The sequence below is a fragment of the Sinomicrobium weinanense genome (assembly GCF_018863395.1).
Classification (GTDB): Bacteria; Bacteroidota; Bacteroidia; order Flavobacteriales; family Flavobacteriaceae; genus Sinomicrobium; species Sinomicrobium weinanense.
In genome coordinates this window covers 103,856-119,758 of sequence record NZ_JAHKRR010000011.1, presented here as the reverse complement: position 1 = coordinate 119,758, position 15,903 = coordinate 103,856, and the positions used below count along the sequence as shown (strand labels likewise).

Sequence of the window (15,903 nt, the reverse complement as noted above, 5' to 3'; positions counted from 1 at the left end):
TGAATGAACACCCCCCTGCCCCCCTCAAGAGGGGAGCTATTAATCTTAAATAAAAAAACTATGTCTATTTTAATATATGCTGAATCTGAAGAGGGCAAGTTAAAAAAAATAGCATTTGAGGTGGCCTCATATGCCAGGGCCCTGGCCGGACAAACGGGAGATACGGTAACTGCCGTAGCCATCAATGCCGAAAACACGGCCGAACTCGGCAAGTACGGTGTGGACAAGGTGCTCAAAGTATCTGACGAAAAACTTTCCGCCTTCAATGCCCGCGCTTATGCCGATGTCATAAAACAGGCCGCTGACCAGGAAGGTTCCAAAGTTGTGCTTATCAGTTCGAGTGCCAATGACAAATACCTGGCCCCGGTACTGGCTGTTAACCTTGGGGCGGGATATGCTTCCAATGTGGTAGCCCTTCCCGAAAGCACTGATCCTTTCCGGGTAAAAAGAACGGCCTTTACCAATAAAGCATTTAGCATTACGGAGATCAGCACCGACATAAAACTGCTCGGCCTCTCCAAAAACTCTTTCGGTTTAAAAGAGAGCGAAGCTGCCGCTGCAGAAGAGGCCTTCTCCCCTTCTCTGAACGACGACGATTTTTCTATTAAAACCGAGTCGGTAGACAAGACCACCGGCAAGGTGACCATAGCCGATGCCGAGATCGTGGTTTCCGGCGGACGCGGGCTGAAGGGCCCCGAAAACTGGGGTATGATCGAAGAGCTTGCCGATGTGCTCGGAGCCGCTACGGCATGCTCCAAACCCGTATCGGACATGGGCTGGCGACCACATAGCGAACACGTAGGCCAGACTGGTAAACCCGTGGCCTCAAACCTCTATGTCGCCGTAGGTATTTCCGGGGCCATACAACATTTGGCAGGTATCAATGCCTCCAAAGTAAAAGTGGTGATCAATTCCGATCCGGAAGCTCCCTTCTTCAAAGCTGCAGACTATGGCGTGGTAGGAGATGCCTTCGAAGTAGTCCCCGCACTAATCGAAAAATTAAAGGAATTTAAAGCACAAAACTCATAATTTTTGGTAAATTGTGCCCTTAAAGGGCTGCCGGAATTCGGGATATGCCCGGTTCGGGCAGCCTTTTTATATTTTTCTCCTGTAAAGACCGCCCAAACCATATCTGAACTGGCCCGGCCATACCGGAAAAACCGGCAGACACCAGGCTTTTGTACCGGAAAACACAAATTCAAGGTCCGCCAGTGAGGAATTCGCACAAAATTTTTTCATCTTTGCCTTAGCAAATGATGAAAAGTTTTATGTCCAGTTCTATATACATATGAGTTTAGTCAGGTTAAATATAAAAGGAATATCGTATAGCCAAACCCAGAACGGCGCTTACGCACTTATCCTCAACGAGGTTGATGGAGACCGGAAACTCCCTATTGTCATCGGCGCCTTCGAGGCACAATCCATTGCTATAGCCCTGGAAAAGGAAATAAAACCGCCAAGGCCACTCACGCACGACCTCTTCAAGAACTTTGCAGACCGGTTTGACATCGTGGTCAAACAGGTGATCATCCATAAACTGGTGGACGGCGTGTTCTATTCCAGTATTATCTGTGAACGGGACAAGATCGAAGAGATCATCGATGCCCGTACCAGTGATGCCATTGCCCTGGCCTTACGTTTTAACGCTCCCATCTTCACCTATAAAAACATCCTGGACAAGGCAGGTATATACCTTAGTTTCTCCCCGAAAGACAAGGAACAAAAGGAAGAGAACATGGTCTCTGAAGATATTATCTCAGGCCAGGGAAAATCATCTTCCGCTTCAGAAGATTACAGCGCACTAAGCCTCGAGGAACTGCACAAAATGCTCGAGAGCGCCGTGGCCAATGAAGACTACGAAAAGGCCGTAAAAATCAGGGACGAAATCTCCAAGCGGGAAAAAAAATAATCGTATCACATGCAAAGATCTTTACTCGTTTTCCTATCTGCCATAGAACCCAGTCAGGGTTTTTCTTTATACGGATTAGGAAGAGGGGCATTGGGCATGATCGTGCTCATTGCCATTGCCTATTTGTTCAGCAGCAACAAAAAAGCCATTAACTGGCGAACCGTGGGCCTGGGGCTGCTGGCCCAGCTCGTACTGGCCATCGGCATTCTCAAAGTACCGTTTATCCGCGAAATATTTACCATACTGGGCAAGGGTTTTAACAAGATACTCACCTTTACGGAAGCCGGGACCGAGTTTCTCTTCAGCTCCTTTTCCACCAATCAAATAGAAAGCCCTCTACTGAATTTTGCATTTACCATCCTGCCTACCATCGTTTTCTTCTCTGCACTCACCTCGGTATTGTTCTATCTCGGGGTCATACAAAAAGTAGTCCGGGGCATGGCATGGCTGCTCACTAAACTATTAAAGATCTCCGGGGCGGAGAGCCTTTCTGTTGCGGGCAATATCTTCCTGGGCCAAACCGAATCGCCCCTGATGATCAAGGCTTACCTGGAAAAGATGAACCGTTCAGAAATACTATTGGTTATGATAGGCGGAATGGCCACCGTGGCCGGAGGGGTACTCGCCGCTTATATCGGCTTCCTAGGGGGATCTGACGAGGCCCTTCGCCTGGAATTTGCCCGGCACCTGCTGGCAGCTTCCGTTATGGCCGCCCCGGGAGCCATCGTAGTCTCCAAAATACTCGTACCGCAAACAGAGCATGTTAACCAGGTTGTCGAAGTGTCTAAACAGAACATAGGCTCCAATTTTCTCGACGCTATGGCTACCGGTACCACCGAAGGATTAAAACTCGCAGCCAACGTAGCGGCTATGTTACTGGTATTTGTAGCCTTCATTGCCATGATCAATTACGGTTTACTGAAACTGGGACAGATAGGGCACATCAACGCATGGATAGCTGAAAACACCTCGTATAACAAACTCTCACTGGAACTCGTACTGGGCTATATTTTTGCTCCCCTGATGTGGGTCATAGGGGTGGCCAAAGAAGATATGGCGCTTATGGGGCAACTTTTAGGGGTAAAGCTCGCTGCCAGTGAGTTTATAGGCTATATTCAACTGGCCGATCTGAAAGATGCATCACAACCCCTGCACTTCACATATAACAAGTCCATTATCATGGCCACCTATATGCTTTGCGGTTTTGCCAACTTTGCGTCCATCGGTATACAGATAGGCGGCATAGGCTCCCTGGCTCCCGGCCAGCGCAAAACCCTGTCTGAATTCGGCATGAAAGCCGTCCTTGGCGGCACACTGGCTTCCCTCATCTCCGCTACCCTCGCCGGAATGATCATTGGGTAGTCCCGGGAAGCATTAAAGTATAAAAAATTGTGTTGTGACAATGTTAAAACAGGGAATTACCCCCCTTGCAACCCACAATTTATTAATTTTGTGCCTTGAGACTAAAGACAATGTTCCATGCTGCGGTTTTTCAGTAAATTCAAGTACCTGGCCATTACCCTTTTTATCCTTTCGGCCATTATCATCACGCTTTTCTACAATGCGCTGAAGCCCGAGGAAACCCTGCCCATATATCAGCCGTCCATGGTAAAGGCCGAACTGGTGGACAGTACCATACAGTACGTTAAGAAATATCACACCATTGCCGATTTCAAACTCATCAACCAGAACGGGGATACCATTACCCAGAAAGATTATAAGAACAAGATCTACATTGCCGATTTTTTCTTTACCACATGCCCTTCCATCTGCCCCATAATGACGGACAATATGGTGGACATCCAGAAAAATATCCTGCCCTATGACGACGTAATGCTCCTCTCCCACTCCGTGACCCCGCAAATAGATTCGGTACCACAACTAAAAAAATACGCCCTCGAAAAAGGGGTAAATGACAAAAAGTGGAACCTGGTCACAGGCGATAAAAAACAGATCTACGAACTGGCGCGAAAATCCTATCTCGCCGTGCTGACCGATGGCGACGGCGGCCCGTATGACATGATACATACCGAAAACTTTATCCTGGTGGACAAGAAAAAACGTATCCGTGGTTTCTATGACGGCACCAATGACGAGGACATGAACAAACTGATGCACGACCTCAAAATCCTGAAGGCGGAGGAAGAATAAGGTGCGGTGATAAAAAGGAGAACCCACCAATTAAAAACACCACTTATTCCCTCGGAACAACCACCCTGAAATCCTCCAAAACCTAAAAAGATGTTAAATTTCAGGAGGGGCTTTCCCTACAAAATAACCGTATATCCCTGGTAATCCCGTATTTTTCCTTACACTTGCATTTTTAAATAGTTAACACTTATTTTTCTAAGCTAACTTTTTGCATTACTTTTGACTACTTAAATTCATTCTAAATAAAAATTGAAAACTACCATAGCACATCTCAAACGCGGCGAAAAGGGCATTATCAAGGATATCTCCATAGATAATGTTCCGGTAAAACTCTTTGAAATGGGATGCCTTCCGGGCAATGAAGTAGAACTGTTACAGGTGGCACCGTTCAGGGACCCCTTATATCTCAATATCAACGGTTCTTTCTTTTCCATACGACGGGAAACCGCCCTGCTTATCGAAATCGAAAAACTAAACGAAACCCGGGCGTTATGAGCAAACAGATCAAAGTAGCACTCATAGGAAACCCAAATACCGGTAAGACTTCGGTTTTTAACCAGCTTACCGGCCTCAACCAGAAAGTAGGGAATTACCCGGGGATCACTGTGGAGAAAAAAGAAGGGGTTTGCAAACTTCCAAGAGGAATCAAGGCACATATCCTGGACCTTCCCGGTACTTACAGCCTCAATGCCACTTCACTTGATGAAAATGTTGTTATAGAGTTACTGCTCAACAAAAGCCACAAGGATTTTCCCGATGTGGCCGTTGTTATCAGCGATGTGGAAAACCTGAAGCGCAACCTGCTGCTCTTTACCCAGATCAAAGACCTGAAGATCCCTGCCATCCTGGCCATAAACATGGCTGACCGCATGGACCGGAAAGGCATTTCGCTCGACATTGAACTGCTCGAAAAAAAACTGAACACCAAGATAGCCCTGGTAAGCTCGCGCAAGGGTACCGGGATCGACACGATCAAGGAACTGATACTCGAATACCGGAAACTACCTACCGAGCCCTGCGTCAATGCTTCGGTTATAGACAAGGATTATTTTGAAAACCTCCAGAATGCCTTTCCCGATCAGGAACTGTACAAATTATGGCTGGTCATTACACAGGATGTGAATTTCGTACAGCTCAACCGGCATACGATCCCTGATACGTCGTCCTTTAATACAAAGTCCCGGTCCGAACTCAAACGCTTACAGCAAAAAGAAGCGATCTGCCGCTACCAGTTCATAAACGGCACGCTCAAAGAAGGATATAAAGTAGATGCCGGGGCCGCCAAGGGCTTAAGGGCTTCCCTGGACAGGGTACTCACTCACAAAGTTTGGGGCTATGTCATCTTTTTTGCCATATTGCTGCTCATCTTCCAGACCATATTTAACTGGAGCCAATACCCCATGGATTATATTGACGAATTATTTGCTTCTTTCAGCGAATGGGCCAAAGCCACACTACCTGCCGGGGTATTTACAAACCTTATCTCAGAAGGCCTTATACCCGGTATAGGGGGGATCGTTATCTTTATTCCACAGATCGCCTTCCTGTTCCTCTTTATTTCGCTCCTGGAAGAATCCGGGTACATGAGCCGGGTGGTCTTTCTTATGGACAAGGGGATGCGCCGCTTCGGGCTTAGCGGTAAGAGCGTGGTTCCCCTGATCTCCGGGACGGCCTGCGCCATACCTGCCGTTATGGCCACACGTAATATCGAAAACTGGAAGGAACGCCTTATTACCATACTGGTAACCCCTTTTATGACCTGTTCCGCAAGGTTGCCCGTTTACCTTATTATCATTGCCCTGGTGATCCCGGACAAGCGTTTCATGGGATTGAATTACCAGGGACTGATGCTCATGGCGCTTTACCTGATCGGCTTTATCACCGCCGTAGGATCGGCTTACCTATTGCACAAGGTCATGAAAACCCGGACCAAGTCGTTTTTTATGGTGGAGATGCCCAATTATAAGGTCCCGCTCCTGAAAAACGTAGCCCTGACCGTACTGGAAAAGACCAAGAGCTTTGTTTTCGGTGCCGGGAAGATCATCCTGGCCATATCGATAATCCTCTGGTTCCTGGCTTCCAACGGACCTTCCGACAAATATGCCAACGCCGAAGAGATCGTAACAGAAAAACACCGGGGCCAGGACATCAGCGAAGAAGACCTGAACACCGAGATCGCTTCCTATCAGCTGGAAAATTCGTATATTGGTATTATCGGAAAAGCCATAGAGCCGGCTATTCAACCCCTGGGCTATGATTGGAAAATAGGCATTGCCCTGGTAAGTTCCTTTGCCGCCCGTGAAGTATTCGTAGGTACACTGGCCACGATATACAGCGTGGGAAGCGAAGAAGAGAGCACCATAAAGAATCGTATGGCAGCGGAGATCAACCCCGTAACCGGGGGCAAACTGTTTAACCTGGCCTCCGGAGTATCCCTCTTGTTGTTCTATGCCTTTGCCATGCAGTGTATGAGTACCCTGGCCATTGTAAAAAGAGAGACCAATAGTTGGAAATGGCCCATGGCACAACTGATCCTTATGAGCGGTTTCGCCTATATTGTAGCCCTTATAGCCTACCAGGTTTTAAAATAAAATTGGTATAGGCACCATGCATGGTACCCCCTATTGTAGAGACGCACGGCCGTGCGTCTCAAACGAGACAGCAGACCTAACATTATAACAGATATGCCGGATATTCAGACCATATTAGTTTACGCAGCCCTGGCCATAGCCGTCGGTTTCCTGGTAAAGAAATTTTTCCTGCCGAAGAAGAAAACCAAAAAGGCCTGTAGTAACCAGGACTGCGGTTGCCACTGAACCTACACGATCAATAAGGCAGGGGTGCAATGCTGTGTCCCTATCCCAGGGCCACGTCCAGTGACATCATAATAATAAACCCGCCTATAAAGCCCAGGGTGGCAATATCTGTATACTTGTCCAGCTGGGTCTCCGGGATCACTTCTTCCACCACCACATATATCATGGCCCCGGCCGCAAAAGACAAGGCATAAGGCAGGGCAGGAGTAAAAAAAGTAACGGCAAGCGCTCCCACTACCCCTGCTATGGGCTCTACGATGGCAGAAAGCTGTCCGTACCAGAAACTCCGTCTACGGCTCATCCCCTGCCGGCGCAGCGGCATGGCCACTGCAATACCCTCAGGAAAATTCTGTATCCCTATCCCCAGGGCCAGGATCACGGCCCCGGCAATGGAGGCTTCCGGGATCCCTGCGGCAACACCGCCGAAGAGCACACCTACGGCCAGCCCTTCAGGAATATTGTGCAGGGTAATGGCCAGGACGAGCAGGGTGGTCCGGTGCCATCCGGTATGCACCCCTTCGGCCCTGCTCTCCTTGAAATTGATATGCAGGTGCGGAAGCAACCTGTCCAGGCCGAAAAGAAATACCGCTCCGAGTGCGAAACCAACCGCAGATGGCATAACCTTGGCAAAACCTTCTCCATCGCTCATGGCAATGGCCGGGGCCAGCAGACTCCAGAAACTGGCAGCTACCATAACCCCGCCGGTAAAACCCAGCATACCGTCCAGCACACTTCGTTTCATCCCTTTAAAAAGAAATACCAGCGCTGCTCCCGCGGCAGTGAGCAACCAGGTGAATGTAGTAGCCAATAAAGCCCCTACAACAGGGTCTATTGACTCAAAATAAGCAATGATCTTGTCAAACATATATTCAGGTCTTTGTTACATAGAGATTAGTAGCTGTGAGCGACGACACATTGAGCTCGGAATCGTTGATGCGAATCAGCACGGAGTTATCGAAAGGCTCCCTGGAAAGAACAGTTAATTCGTCCCCCAGTGAAATCCGGAGCTTGTCCAGGTATTGAAGAAATTCCTTGGAAGAATTCTTGACCCCGACACATACCCCTTTCTCCCCCTTTTTCAGGGAGGACAGCAAGACTTTGGACGAAGGCTGTATCTTCCCGTGCTTGTCCGGAATAGGGTCGCCATGCGGGTCTACGGTAGGATAATCCAGGAAAGTATCGAGTTCCTCGACCAGCTTGTCCGACTTTATGTGTTCGAGCTGTTCGGCAACGTCGTGCACCTCGTCCCATGAAAAATTGAGTTTTTCCACCAGGAAAACCTCCCACAGGCGATGCTTACGAATAACATTCACGGCATACAGCCTTCCTTCTTCCGTGAGCTTTACTCCCTGGTACTTTTTATATTTCACCAGTTTCTTTTCCGACAGCTTCTTTACCATATCCGTAACCGAAGAGGCCTTGGTCTCCATGGCATCGGCAATGGCATTTGTAGACACCTCATCCCTGGCATCCTTACTCAGGTGATATATGGCTTTCAGATAGTTCTCTTCCGACAGTGTCATAAAATTTTATTTACGCAAAAATACATTTTTATTTCGAAAAATAAATTTTTAGCTTTGCCTAAATTTTAATTTAAACAAAAGTAAAAAATAGCTATATTAAAAAATGCGACGTAGTTGCATATAAAATATTACCATTTATATTTGCAACAATATTGCATTTAAAAATCCATCACTATGAAAATCAACTACATTTTTATTCTTCTGTTAGGTATACATTTGTGTCCGGCAGCCGTGCACAACGAAGTCATCCGCGGAAAAGTCACCTATCAGGGAACTCCGGTAGATTATGTCGGCGTTTTTATCGAAGGCACTCAAAAGGGAACCACCACGGACAACAACGGGCACTATGAATTACGGGCCGACCCCGGAAAGCACACTCTTGTGATCCGGGCCCTTGGCTATAAGACCATCCGGAAAGAAATTGTTTTAAACGAGCACCAATCACTCACCGTAAATTTTCAACTTCAGGAAGATGTACTGGGATTGGACCAGGTGGTCGTATCGGCATCCCGTAACCGTCAGAACCGGAAGGAAGCCCCCGTGATCGTAAGTGTCACCAACGATAAGGTATTACAGGCCACCCAGTCTGTCTCCCTCTCGGAAGGGCTCAATTTCCAGCCCGGGCTGCGTATGGAGACCAATTGCCAGAACTGCGGTTATTCCCAGGTGCGGATCAACGGGCTCAACGGGGCTTATTCGCAGATACTCATCAACAGTAAACCCACTTTCAGCGCCCTGAACGGGGTATACGGCCTCGACCAGATCCCGGCCAATATCATAGACCGGATAGAGGTAGTCCGGGGAGGCGGATCGGCCCTGTACGGTTCCAATGCCATTGCAGGCACCATAAATATCATTACCAGGGAACCTCTGGAAAACAGTTTCCAGATAGGCAGTAACCTGGCTTTCATTGAGGGGAAGTCTCCCGACAGGGCTGTGACCATCAACGGCACCCTGCTTTCAGACAGCAACAAAGCCGGTATCACCCTGTACGGCCTGTATCGCGACCGCGACCCTCACGATCATGATGGTGATGGTTTTACCGAGATCACCACCATGCAAAACAAGACCTTTGGTTTCAACAGCTTTTACAAAACCTCGGAAAGGAGTAAATTATCCTTCGATTTTTATACCATACACGAATTCAGGCGCGGGGGCAATAACCTTTCCCTTCAGCCTTTTGAATCCGATATTACGGAACAGATCGAATCTGACGTGATCAGTGGCGGGCTTACCTACGAGGCCTTTTCCGCAAACCTCAAAGACAAATTTTCGGTATACGCCACCACCCAACAGTCCAAAAACAACAACTTTTATGGTGGCCGGGGAGAAACGCATGAAGAAAGTATCAGGGGTTTTGGGCATTCCAAAGACGTCACCTGGGTATTCGGCTCCCAATACAGCCGGCATATGGAGGCCTTCCTTGGCGGAGAGGGCACTTTTACCGGGGGACTGGAATACAAGTACGACATGGCCCGGGATGCCAAACCGGGATTCAATGCTTTTATAGACCAGACCGTCAGGGTGTATGGCCTGTATGCCCAGCAGGAATGGCAGATCAGTCCCAAACTGAAACTCCTGGGCGGATTGCGGGCCGATTTTCACAACCTTACGGAAGAGGACGTCCATCTCAATCCCCGTGCCAACATCCTTTACAGCATTTCGGACAACCTGCAATTAAGGGCCAGCTATGCCAAAGGATTCCGCGCCCAACAGTATTTTACGGAAGACCTGCATTCCACCCTGGCCGCAGGTGAAGTGTCTTTTGTGCGTTTTTCACCGGACCTCAAACCCGAGACCTCCCATAGTTTCCTCGTCTCCGCAGACTGGAGCAGATCTACCCTCACCAGTGACGCCGGGGTCACCATCGAAGGGTTTTATACCCGCCTTAACGATCCCTTTATCCTGGAGCAGGCCACACCGGAAGAACTGGAACAGCTCGACATCGACACCTCTGACGGACAGTTTATCTATATAAAAAAGAACAGTAGCGGAGCCGATGTTTACGGGGTCAATCTCGAAGTCAAATACGCGCCGGATGAAAAATGGGTCATGCAAATGGGCGGAACCGCCCAGTATTCGGTCTACGACGACCCCGTACGCTGGACGGAAGACGAAAGCGCCATGACCAGCAAGGCCAGGCGTTTCTTTAAGTCGCCCAACCTCTACGGTAATTTTATACTGACCTATGCCCCGGCAAAAAAATGGCAGAACAACATTTCCGGGGTGTATACAGGTTCCATGTATGTACCACACATAGCCGGGTATGTCGAAAATGACAGGCTGGAAAAGACCGGAAACTTTTTTGAGCTCAACTTCAAAACAGGCTACACCTTTGACCTCGACAATGATTTTCAGCTTCAGCTCAACGCCGGGATACAAAACCTGTTTAACAGCTACCAGGACGATTTTGACCGAGGCCCGGACCGGGATGCCAACTATATTTACGGCCCTTCCCGGCCCAGGACCTTTTTCGTAGGATTAAAAATAGGTACAGGATTGCTGCCGTAATAAGCGGAATTTATTTTCGGGGGAAAAACAATTAATAAATGAAAAGTTTTATATTTAATCCCTGACAGCAGCAATTTATAATTTATATCATGTTTAAAAATCCTTTTTCATTTGATGGCAGGATTCGTCGTACAGAATACGGAATCAGCTATATTATTTATTTTGCGGGAGCCGTGATCATTAACGTTATTTCGGCTCTCCTTGCTACTAATATAGATCCTGGCCTGGCAGGTATAATGCCATTGGCCCTGTCACTTCCGTTACTTTATTTTTTTATAGCACAAACAGCCAAAAGATGTCACGACAGAGGGCATAGCGGATGGTATCAGCTAATCCCCTTTTACAACTTATATCTATTATTTGCAGAAAGTAAATACGGCCCAAATGAATATGGCCCGAATCCGAAAGAGGAAGGTAACCACCAGGAAATTGAAAAAATAGGAGTAGAAGAAGAATAGAAATACGACATCTTTTAAATCTGTTTTTGATTTTCACCCCGTCTATGATATAAAAATCCTGCTTATAAAAACAAACAAATATCCCCGATGGACATCCCTGCTTCACGATTGTTCAGCCAGCACATCACCCAAAACAGCCGCAACAGTGTAAAAGACCTGGTAAGCTATATGGGAGCCATGCAGGCCCAGGACCCCAATATGATAAAATGGGCCGTCGGCGTGCGGCTTCCCGGGATAACGGAAAAAACAGTGGAAGAAGCCATAAACCGGGGAGACGTTGTCCGTACCCACCTGCTCCGCCCCACATGGCACCTGGTGGCAGCGGACGACCTGCGGTGGATACTGAGGCTTACCACCCCGCACATCAAAAGTTCCATGAGATCCCGGCTCAAGCAGTTAGGGCTTACAGAAGATATTCTGGCCAGGAGCAACCGTATCATCAGGAAGGCACTGGGCGACGGAAACCACCTCACCCGGCCGGAATTGACCGCGGAACTTCAGCAGGCCGGTATCCCAACCGACGAAAACCGCTCCTCCCACCTGCTCATGCGTGCCGAACTGGACGAACTCATATGCAGCGGCCCTTTAAAGGGAAAACAAACCACCTACGCCCTGCTGGACGAACGCGTCCCCTCTACAACTGTTCCGGACCGGGAAGAATCTCTCGCCATGCTGGCCTCCCGGTACTTTACCAGTCATGCCCCTGCCACCCTTCAGGATTTTATCTGGTGGTCCGGCCTCCCCGTTACCGATGCCAAACGGGCTGTGGAAATAATAAAACCCGATTTTGTCGTTGAAAAATCAGGGGAACAGGAATACTTGCTTCCGGACGCATTTTCTTTTAAGAAGAACCATTCCGAACCTGTCCATGCCTTACCTGCTTTTGACGAATTTCTCATCAGCTATAAAGACAGAACAGCCTCGCTTCCTTCTGAACACCACCACAAGGCCGTATCCAACAATGGTATCTTCTGGCCGGTCATTGCGGTAGAGGGTAAAATTGTTGGCAACTGGAAACGCACGGTAAAAAAGGACCGGGTGCATATAGAAACCCATTATTTCGAAAGCGTAAAAAAAGATGTCCGGTCAGAGGTAAAGAAAGCCTTTATCCGCTTCGCCCGGTTTCTGGACAAAGAGCCCGGAGGGGAATTTTGAAGGGAGGAGGAGATGTTGCAGATTGCAGGTTACAGGTTGCAAGTTGAAGGTTGCAGGTTTTGTCAGACTTCGCGGTCTATGAGTTTTTTTCCGAATTCCAGCAGCAGTTGTTTTTTCTCAGGGTCTACGGACAGCGATTCAATACCCGCAAAGGCCTTTTCGGTATACCGCGTGATCTCCTCGCGGATAAGCCCGGCAGCACCGCTGGATACGAAAAGGGCTTTTACTGTCTCTATCTTTTTCTCCGTATCGGCGGGTGTGGTGTTGTACAGATCGCGTAATAGCCCGGCTTCACCCCCGTTCAGGTTTTCCAGGGCTTTGAGATACAGAAAGGTCTTTTTATTTTCAATAATGTCCCCCCCTATCTTTTTCCCGAAGGTTTCCGCATCACCAAAACTATCGAGGTAATCGTCCTGTAACTGGAAAGCGATCCCGAGGTTTAGCCCGAAGTCGTAAATGGCTGCGGCCTCTTCGTCCCCGGCACCGGCTATAAATGCCCCCATTTTCATTGCCGATCCTACCAGCACGGCAGTCTTATATGCTATCATTTTGAGGTATTCCGGAAGGGTGACGTCATTTCTCGTCTCGAAATCCATGTCGTACTGCTGTCCTTCGCATACTTCCCTGGCCGTTTTATTAAAAAGCCGGATCAATTTTGCCTGAAGCTCTGCATCATAGCTTTCAAAAAAAGTATAACTCAGGACCAGCATCACATCGCCGGACAATATTCCGGTATTCACATCCCATTTCTCGTGTACAGAAGGCATTCCCCTGCGCAAAGGGGCATCGTCCATAATATCGTCGTGAAGCAGGGTAAAATTGTGAAAGACCTCCACAGCCATGGCCGCACCGAGGGCCTTCCTGTAATCCCCGCCAAAAATATCGGTGGTCAGCAGGGTAAGCACCGGCCTCAGGCGTTTCCCCCCAAGGTGCAGGATATATTGTACCGGGGCGTAGAGCCTTTCCGGTTCTTTTTTAAAGGAATGGGCCTTCAGGTATTCCAGGAACTCCTCCTGATATCGGGATATGGTAAGCATACATACAATTTTGGGCTAAAATACACCAGCCTTTGCAAAGAACAAAGCACAAAGTATAAAGTATTAAGTACAAAGTATTAAGTATCGGATGTTAAATCAGAAGTTGACCGTGTGGCGACATTTTTAATTTTACTTAGTGGATAAAAAATGGTTCCCTGCTGACACAGGGTTGTCACTCACCCCCTGTTTCTTTGTCAAAACCCGGGCCTGGGAAGGATTAAATCTTTGTAAACTTTGGAAACTTTTATTGTTTTTAAAGTTTCTTTGGCTATATTTGTCCCTAATTATGAAGGAACAAATCATAGAAAAAGCCACTGAAATGTTCTTAAACATAGGCTTTAAGAGCGTTACCATGGACGACATTTCTGCGGAAATGGGCATATCCAAAAAGACCGTATATCAATTTTTCAAGAATAAATCCGACCTGGTTGAACATTGTTGCAACCATATCCTGAACATCATATCCACGGATATCGAAGAAGTAGAAAGCTGGAACCTCAACCCTATCGAGGAAATGTACGAAGCGCGGAAGATCGTTCTGAGAAGGCTGAAAAACGAAAAAACGTCACCCGCTTACCAGCTCGAAAAGTATTATCCGAAAATATTCGAATCCCTGCGGAAAGAAAGGTTCAAAAAAATGGACGGCTGTGTGATAAGCAATCTGAAAAAAGGTATGGACCAGGGCTATTACAGGAAGGGCCTGGATATAAACATCATATCCAAGATATACCACAACGGGCTTACGGGCCTTAAAGAAAAAGAGATGTACTGGCCCCAGCAATATACCGTGCCCTATCTTATGAATGTTTTTCTCGAATATCACATCCGGGCCATCGCTACTCCCAAAGGGATAGAGACCCTGGATGAAATACTGGTGAAAGACCGCAATAAAAGTTCCGTTCAACCTTCGCATTCCATAAAGGCAAAAGAAGAAAACAACCATTAACAGTATTTTTTCAACACACTAAACCAGATATTAGTTCTTATGAAAAATGTCCTCCCTATTATAATCCTCCTGTTTTCCGTCGGATTGGCGGCGCAGGAAAAACTCAACCTTTCGCTGGATGAAGCCATTGAGTTTGCCCTGGAAAACAACAGAACTGTCCGCAATGCAGAAAACGACATCGAGATCGCCAAAAAGCAGAAATGGGAAACCACGGCCACAGGCCTTCCCCAGATCGATGTAGCAGTAGACTATACGAATAACCTGAAACAACAGGTCTCCCTGATCCCCGCGGAAATTTTCGGGGGTGAACCGGGGACCTTCGAAGAGGTGGTTTTCGGCACCAAGCACAATGTCACTGCCATGGCCACGTTGAAGCAGAAAATATTTGATGGTTCTTACCTGGTTGGCCTGCAATCGGCCAAGGTATACCTGGAAATATCAAAAAACGACAAGAAGAAAACCAATCTCGATGTAAAAAAGGCAGTTATTGATGCATATGGCAACGTTCTCCTCGCGGAAGAAAACATCCGCATCCTGGAAAAGAACAAGGAGATCCTGGAGAAAAACGTATATGAAACCCAGAAAACCTACGAAAACGGGCTTGCCGAGGAAGAGAGTGTAGAACAACTGCAGATCACCCTTGCCGGTGTGGAAAGCGACCTCAGCAACAACATGAGGCTCCGGGACATCGCTTATAAGATGCTCAATATCACCATAGGCGCTGACATCGATACCGAGATCACCCTCACCGATCATCTGGATGACCTGGCTATCGAAAACACCATACCCGGCCTGGCAGAACAACCGCTCCTTATAGAGAACAATATCAATTATAAGATCGCAAGCAATAACCAGAGAGCCCAGGAGCTGTTGCTCAAAAACGAAAAGAGCAAGGCCCTGCCCACACTGGAAGGGTATATAAACGGGGGGTACCTCGCTTTCGGCGACAATTTCAACTTCCTGAAGCGCGAGCAGGAATGGTTTGGCAACTCTGCCATAGGCCTCTCTCTCAATGTCCCTATATTCAGTTCACTCGGGAGAAGCGCAGCCACGCAACGAATGAAAATAGAGCTCGAAAAGGCCAAGAACGACCTCAAAGAGACCGAACAGCAACTGCAACTGGAACTGCAACGGGCCCGAAGCGATTACCAGTTTGTCCTGGAGCAATACCAGAACAAGAAAAAGAGCCTGGAACTGGCCGAGCGTATTGAACGAAAAAACCAGGTGAAATTCTCCGAAGGAATGGTCACCAGTTTTGACCTGAGACAGGCCCAGGAACAATTGTACACGGCCCAACAGGAATATTTACAATCCATGTTAGATATTATAAATACAAAAACCGACCTGGAAATTGTATTACACAACGCCAACGAATAACAAATGCACAGACAAAAACA

The 15,903-nt window shown here is 47.7% G+C and carries 15 protein-coding genes; 12 read left to right on the top strand and 3 right to left on the bottom strand.

Annotated elements, in window-relative coordinates; translation table 11 throughout:
- Nucleotides 1-60 precede the first annotated feature (60 nt).
- From KN811_RS19955 to KN811_RS19925, 7 genes are all read left to right on the top strand, one after another.
- On the top strand, nucleotides 61-1,029 hold the full coding sequence (locus tag KN811_RS19955; RefSeq protein WP_187964078.1) for an electron transfer flavoprotein subunit alpha/FixB family protein: 969 nt from the start codon (nucleotides 61-63) through the stop codon (nucleotides 1,027-1,029).
- Nucleotides 1,030-1,288: 259 nt separating this feature from the next.
- On the top strand, nucleotides 1,289-1,909 hold the full coding sequence (locus KN811_RS19950) for a bifunctional nuclease family protein (protein WP_187964077.1): 621 nt from the start codon (nucleotides 1,289-1,291) through the stop codon (nucleotides 1,907-1,909).
- 9 nt (nucleotides 1,910-1,918) lie between these two features.
- On the top strand, nucleotides 1,919-3,271 hold the full coding sequence (locus tag KN811_RS19945; RefSeq protein WP_187964076.1) for a NupC/NupG family nucleoside CNT transporter: 1,353 nt from the start codon (nucleotides 1,919-1,921) through the stop codon (nucleotides 3,269-3,271).
- Between the two features lie 117 nt (nucleotides 3,272-3,388).
- A complete protein-coding gene (locus KN811_RS19940) occupies nucleotides 3,389-4,060 on the top strand; it encodes an SCO family protein (protein WP_187964075.1) in 672 nt (223 codons plus the stop codon).
- A 249-nt stretch (nucleotides 4,061-4,309) separates the two neighbouring features.
- Entirely contained in the window at nucleotides 4,310-4,555 is a 246-nt protein-coding gene (locus KN811_RS19935) for a FeoA family protein (protein WP_187964074.1), read from the top strand.
- Entirely contained in the window at nucleotides 4,552-6,651 is a 2,100-nt protein-coding gene (feoB, locus tag KN811_RS19930) for a ferrous iron transport protein B (RefSeq protein ID WP_187964073.1), read from the top strand. The genes KN811_RS19935 and feoB overlap by 4 nt, the downstream gene beginning before the upstream one ends.
- A 93-nt stretch (nucleotides 6,652-6,744) precedes the next feature.
- On the top strand, nucleotides 6,745-6,876 hold the full coding sequence (locus tag KN811_RS19925) for a FeoB-associated Cys-rich membrane protein (RefSeq protein ID WP_187964072.1): 132 nt from the start codon (nucleotides 6,745-6,747) through the stop codon (nucleotides 6,874-6,876).
- Nucleotides 6,877-6,916: 40 nt separating this feature from the next.
- Here the strand turns inward: KN811_RS19925 and KN811_RS19920 are convergent, their stop codons facing one another.
- Together KN811_RS19920 and KN811_RS19915 are read right to left on the bottom strand one after the other, a co-directional pair.
- Nucleotides 6,917-7,741 (bottom strand): ZIP family metal transporter, encoded by an 825-nt coding sequence (locus KN811_RS19920; RefSeq protein ID WP_187964071.1) that lies wholly within the window; start codon nucleotides 7,739-7,741, stop codon nucleotides 6,917-6,919.
- Nucleotides 7,742-7,745: 4 nt separating this feature from the next.
- Complete coding sequence (locus tag KN811_RS19915) at nucleotides 7,746-8,399, bottom strand: metal-dependent transcriptional regulator (RefSeq protein ID WP_187964070.1); 654 nt, start codon at nucleotides 8,397-8,399, stop codon at nucleotides 7,746-7,748.
- Nucleotides 8,400-8,573: 174 nt separating this feature from the next.
- Between KN811_RS19915 and KN811_RS19910 the strand changes: the two genes are divergently transcribed.
- From KN811_RS19910 to KN811_RS19900, 3 genes are all read left to right on the top strand, one after another.
- A complete protein-coding gene (locus KN811_RS19910; protein ID WP_187964069.1) occupies nucleotides 8,574-10,910 on the top strand; it encodes a TonB-dependent receptor in 2,337 nt (778 codons plus the stop codon).
- 89 nt (nucleotides 10,911-10,999) lie between these two features.
- A complete protein-coding gene (locus tag KN811_RS19905) occupies nucleotides 11,000-11,368 on the top strand; it encodes a DUF805 domain-containing protein (RefSeq protein WP_187964068.1) in 369 nt (122 codons plus the stop codon).
- An 87-nt stretch (nucleotides 11,369-11,455) separates the two neighbouring features.
- On the top strand, nucleotides 11,456-12,523 hold the full coding sequence (locus tag KN811_RS19900) for a winged helix DNA-binding domain-containing protein (protein ID WP_187964067.1): 1,068 nt from the start codon (nucleotides 11,456-11,458) through the stop codon (nucleotides 12,521-12,523).
- Nucleotides 12,524-12,585: 62 nt separating this feature from the next.
- Here KN811_RS19900 and KN811_RS19895 read toward each other — a convergent pair whose 3' ends face one another.
- Nucleotides 12,586-13,560, bottom strand: coding sequence for a polyprenyl synthetase family protein (locus KN811_RS19895; RefSeq protein ID WP_187964066.1), 975 nt, complete (start codon nucleotides 13,558-13,560; stop codon nucleotides 12,586-12,588).
- Between the two features lie 286 nt (nucleotides 13,561-13,846).
- On the opposite strand from KN811_RS19895, the gene KN811_RS19890 reads away from it, so the two are divergent.
- Both KN811_RS19890 and KN811_RS19885 read left to right on the top strand, forming a co-directional pair.
- Nucleotides 13,847-14,506 carry a TetR/AcrR family transcriptional regulator gene (locus tag KN811_RS19890; protein WP_187964065.1) on the top strand — a complete coding sequence of 220 codons (660 nt, stop codon included), beginning with the start codon at nucleotides 13,847-13,849 and terminating at the stop codon, nucleotides 14,504-14,506.
- A 39-nt stretch (nucleotides 14,507-14,545) separates the two neighbouring features.
- Nucleotides 14,546-15,883, top strand: a complete 1,338-nt coding sequence (locus KN811_RS19885) for a TolC family protein (protein WP_187964064.1) — start codon at nucleotides 14,546-14,548, stop codon at nucleotides 15,881-15,883.
- Nucleotides 15,884-15,903 lie beyond the last annotated feature (20 nt).

Excerpts from the sequence above, each read along its gene's own strand:
- KN811_RS19885 (WP_187964064.1), top strand. The coding sequence starts at position 14,546 with ATGAAAAATGTCCTCCCTATTATAATCCTCCTGTTTTCCGTCGGATTG.
- KN811_RS19890 (WP_187964065.1), top strand. The coding sequence starts at position 13,847 with ATGAAGGAACAAATCATAGAAAAAGCCACTGAAATGTTCTTAAACATA.
- KN811_RS19950 (WP_187964077.1), top strand. The coding sequence starts at position 1,289 with ATGAGTTTAGTCAGGTTAAATATAAAAGGAATATCGTATAGCCAAACC.
- KN811_RS19910 (WP_187964069.1), top strand. The coding sequence starts at position 8,574 with ATGAAAATCAACTACATTTTTATTCTTCTGTTAGGTATACATTTGTGT.
- KN811_RS19920 (WP_187964071.1), bottom strand. The coding sequence starts at position 7,741 with ATGTTTGACAAGATCATTGCTTATTTTGAGTCAATAGACCCTGTTGTA.
- KN811_RS19905 (WP_187964068.1), top strand. The coding sequence starts at position 11,000 with ATGTTTAAAAATCCTTTTTCATTTGATGGCAGGATTCGTCGTACAGAA.
- KN811_RS19925 (WP_187964072.1), top strand. The coding sequence starts at position 6,745 with ATGCCGGATATTCAGACCATATTAGTTTACGCAGCCCTGGCCATAGCC.
- KN811_RS19945 (WP_187964076.1), top strand. The coding sequence starts at position 1,919 with ATGCAAAGATCTTTACTCGTTTTCCTATCTGCCATAGAACCCAGTCAG.
- KN811_RS19940 (WP_187964075.1), top strand. The coding sequence starts at position 3,389 with ATGCTGCGGTTTTTCAGTAAATTCAAGTACCTGGCCATTACCCTTTTT.
- KN811_RS19900 (WP_187964067.1), top strand. The coding sequence starts at position 11,456 with ATGGACATCCCTGCTTCACGATTGTTCAGCCAGCACATCACCCAAAAC.
- KN811_RS19895 (WP_187964066.1), bottom strand. The coding sequence starts at position 13,560 with ATGCTTACCATATCCCGATATCAGGAGGAGTTCCTGGAATACCTGAAG.
- KN811_RS19915 (WP_187964070.1), bottom strand. The coding sequence starts at position 8,399 with ATGACACTGTCGGAAGAGAACTATCTGAAAGCCATATATCACCTGAGT.
- feoB (WP_187964073.1), top strand. The coding sequence starts at position 4,552 with ATGAGCAAACAGATCAAAGTAGCACTCATAGGAAACCCAAATACCGGT.
- KN811_RS19955 (WP_187964078.1), top strand. The coding sequence starts at position 61 with ATGTCTATTTTAATATATGCTGAATCTGAAGAGGGCAAGTTAAAAAAA.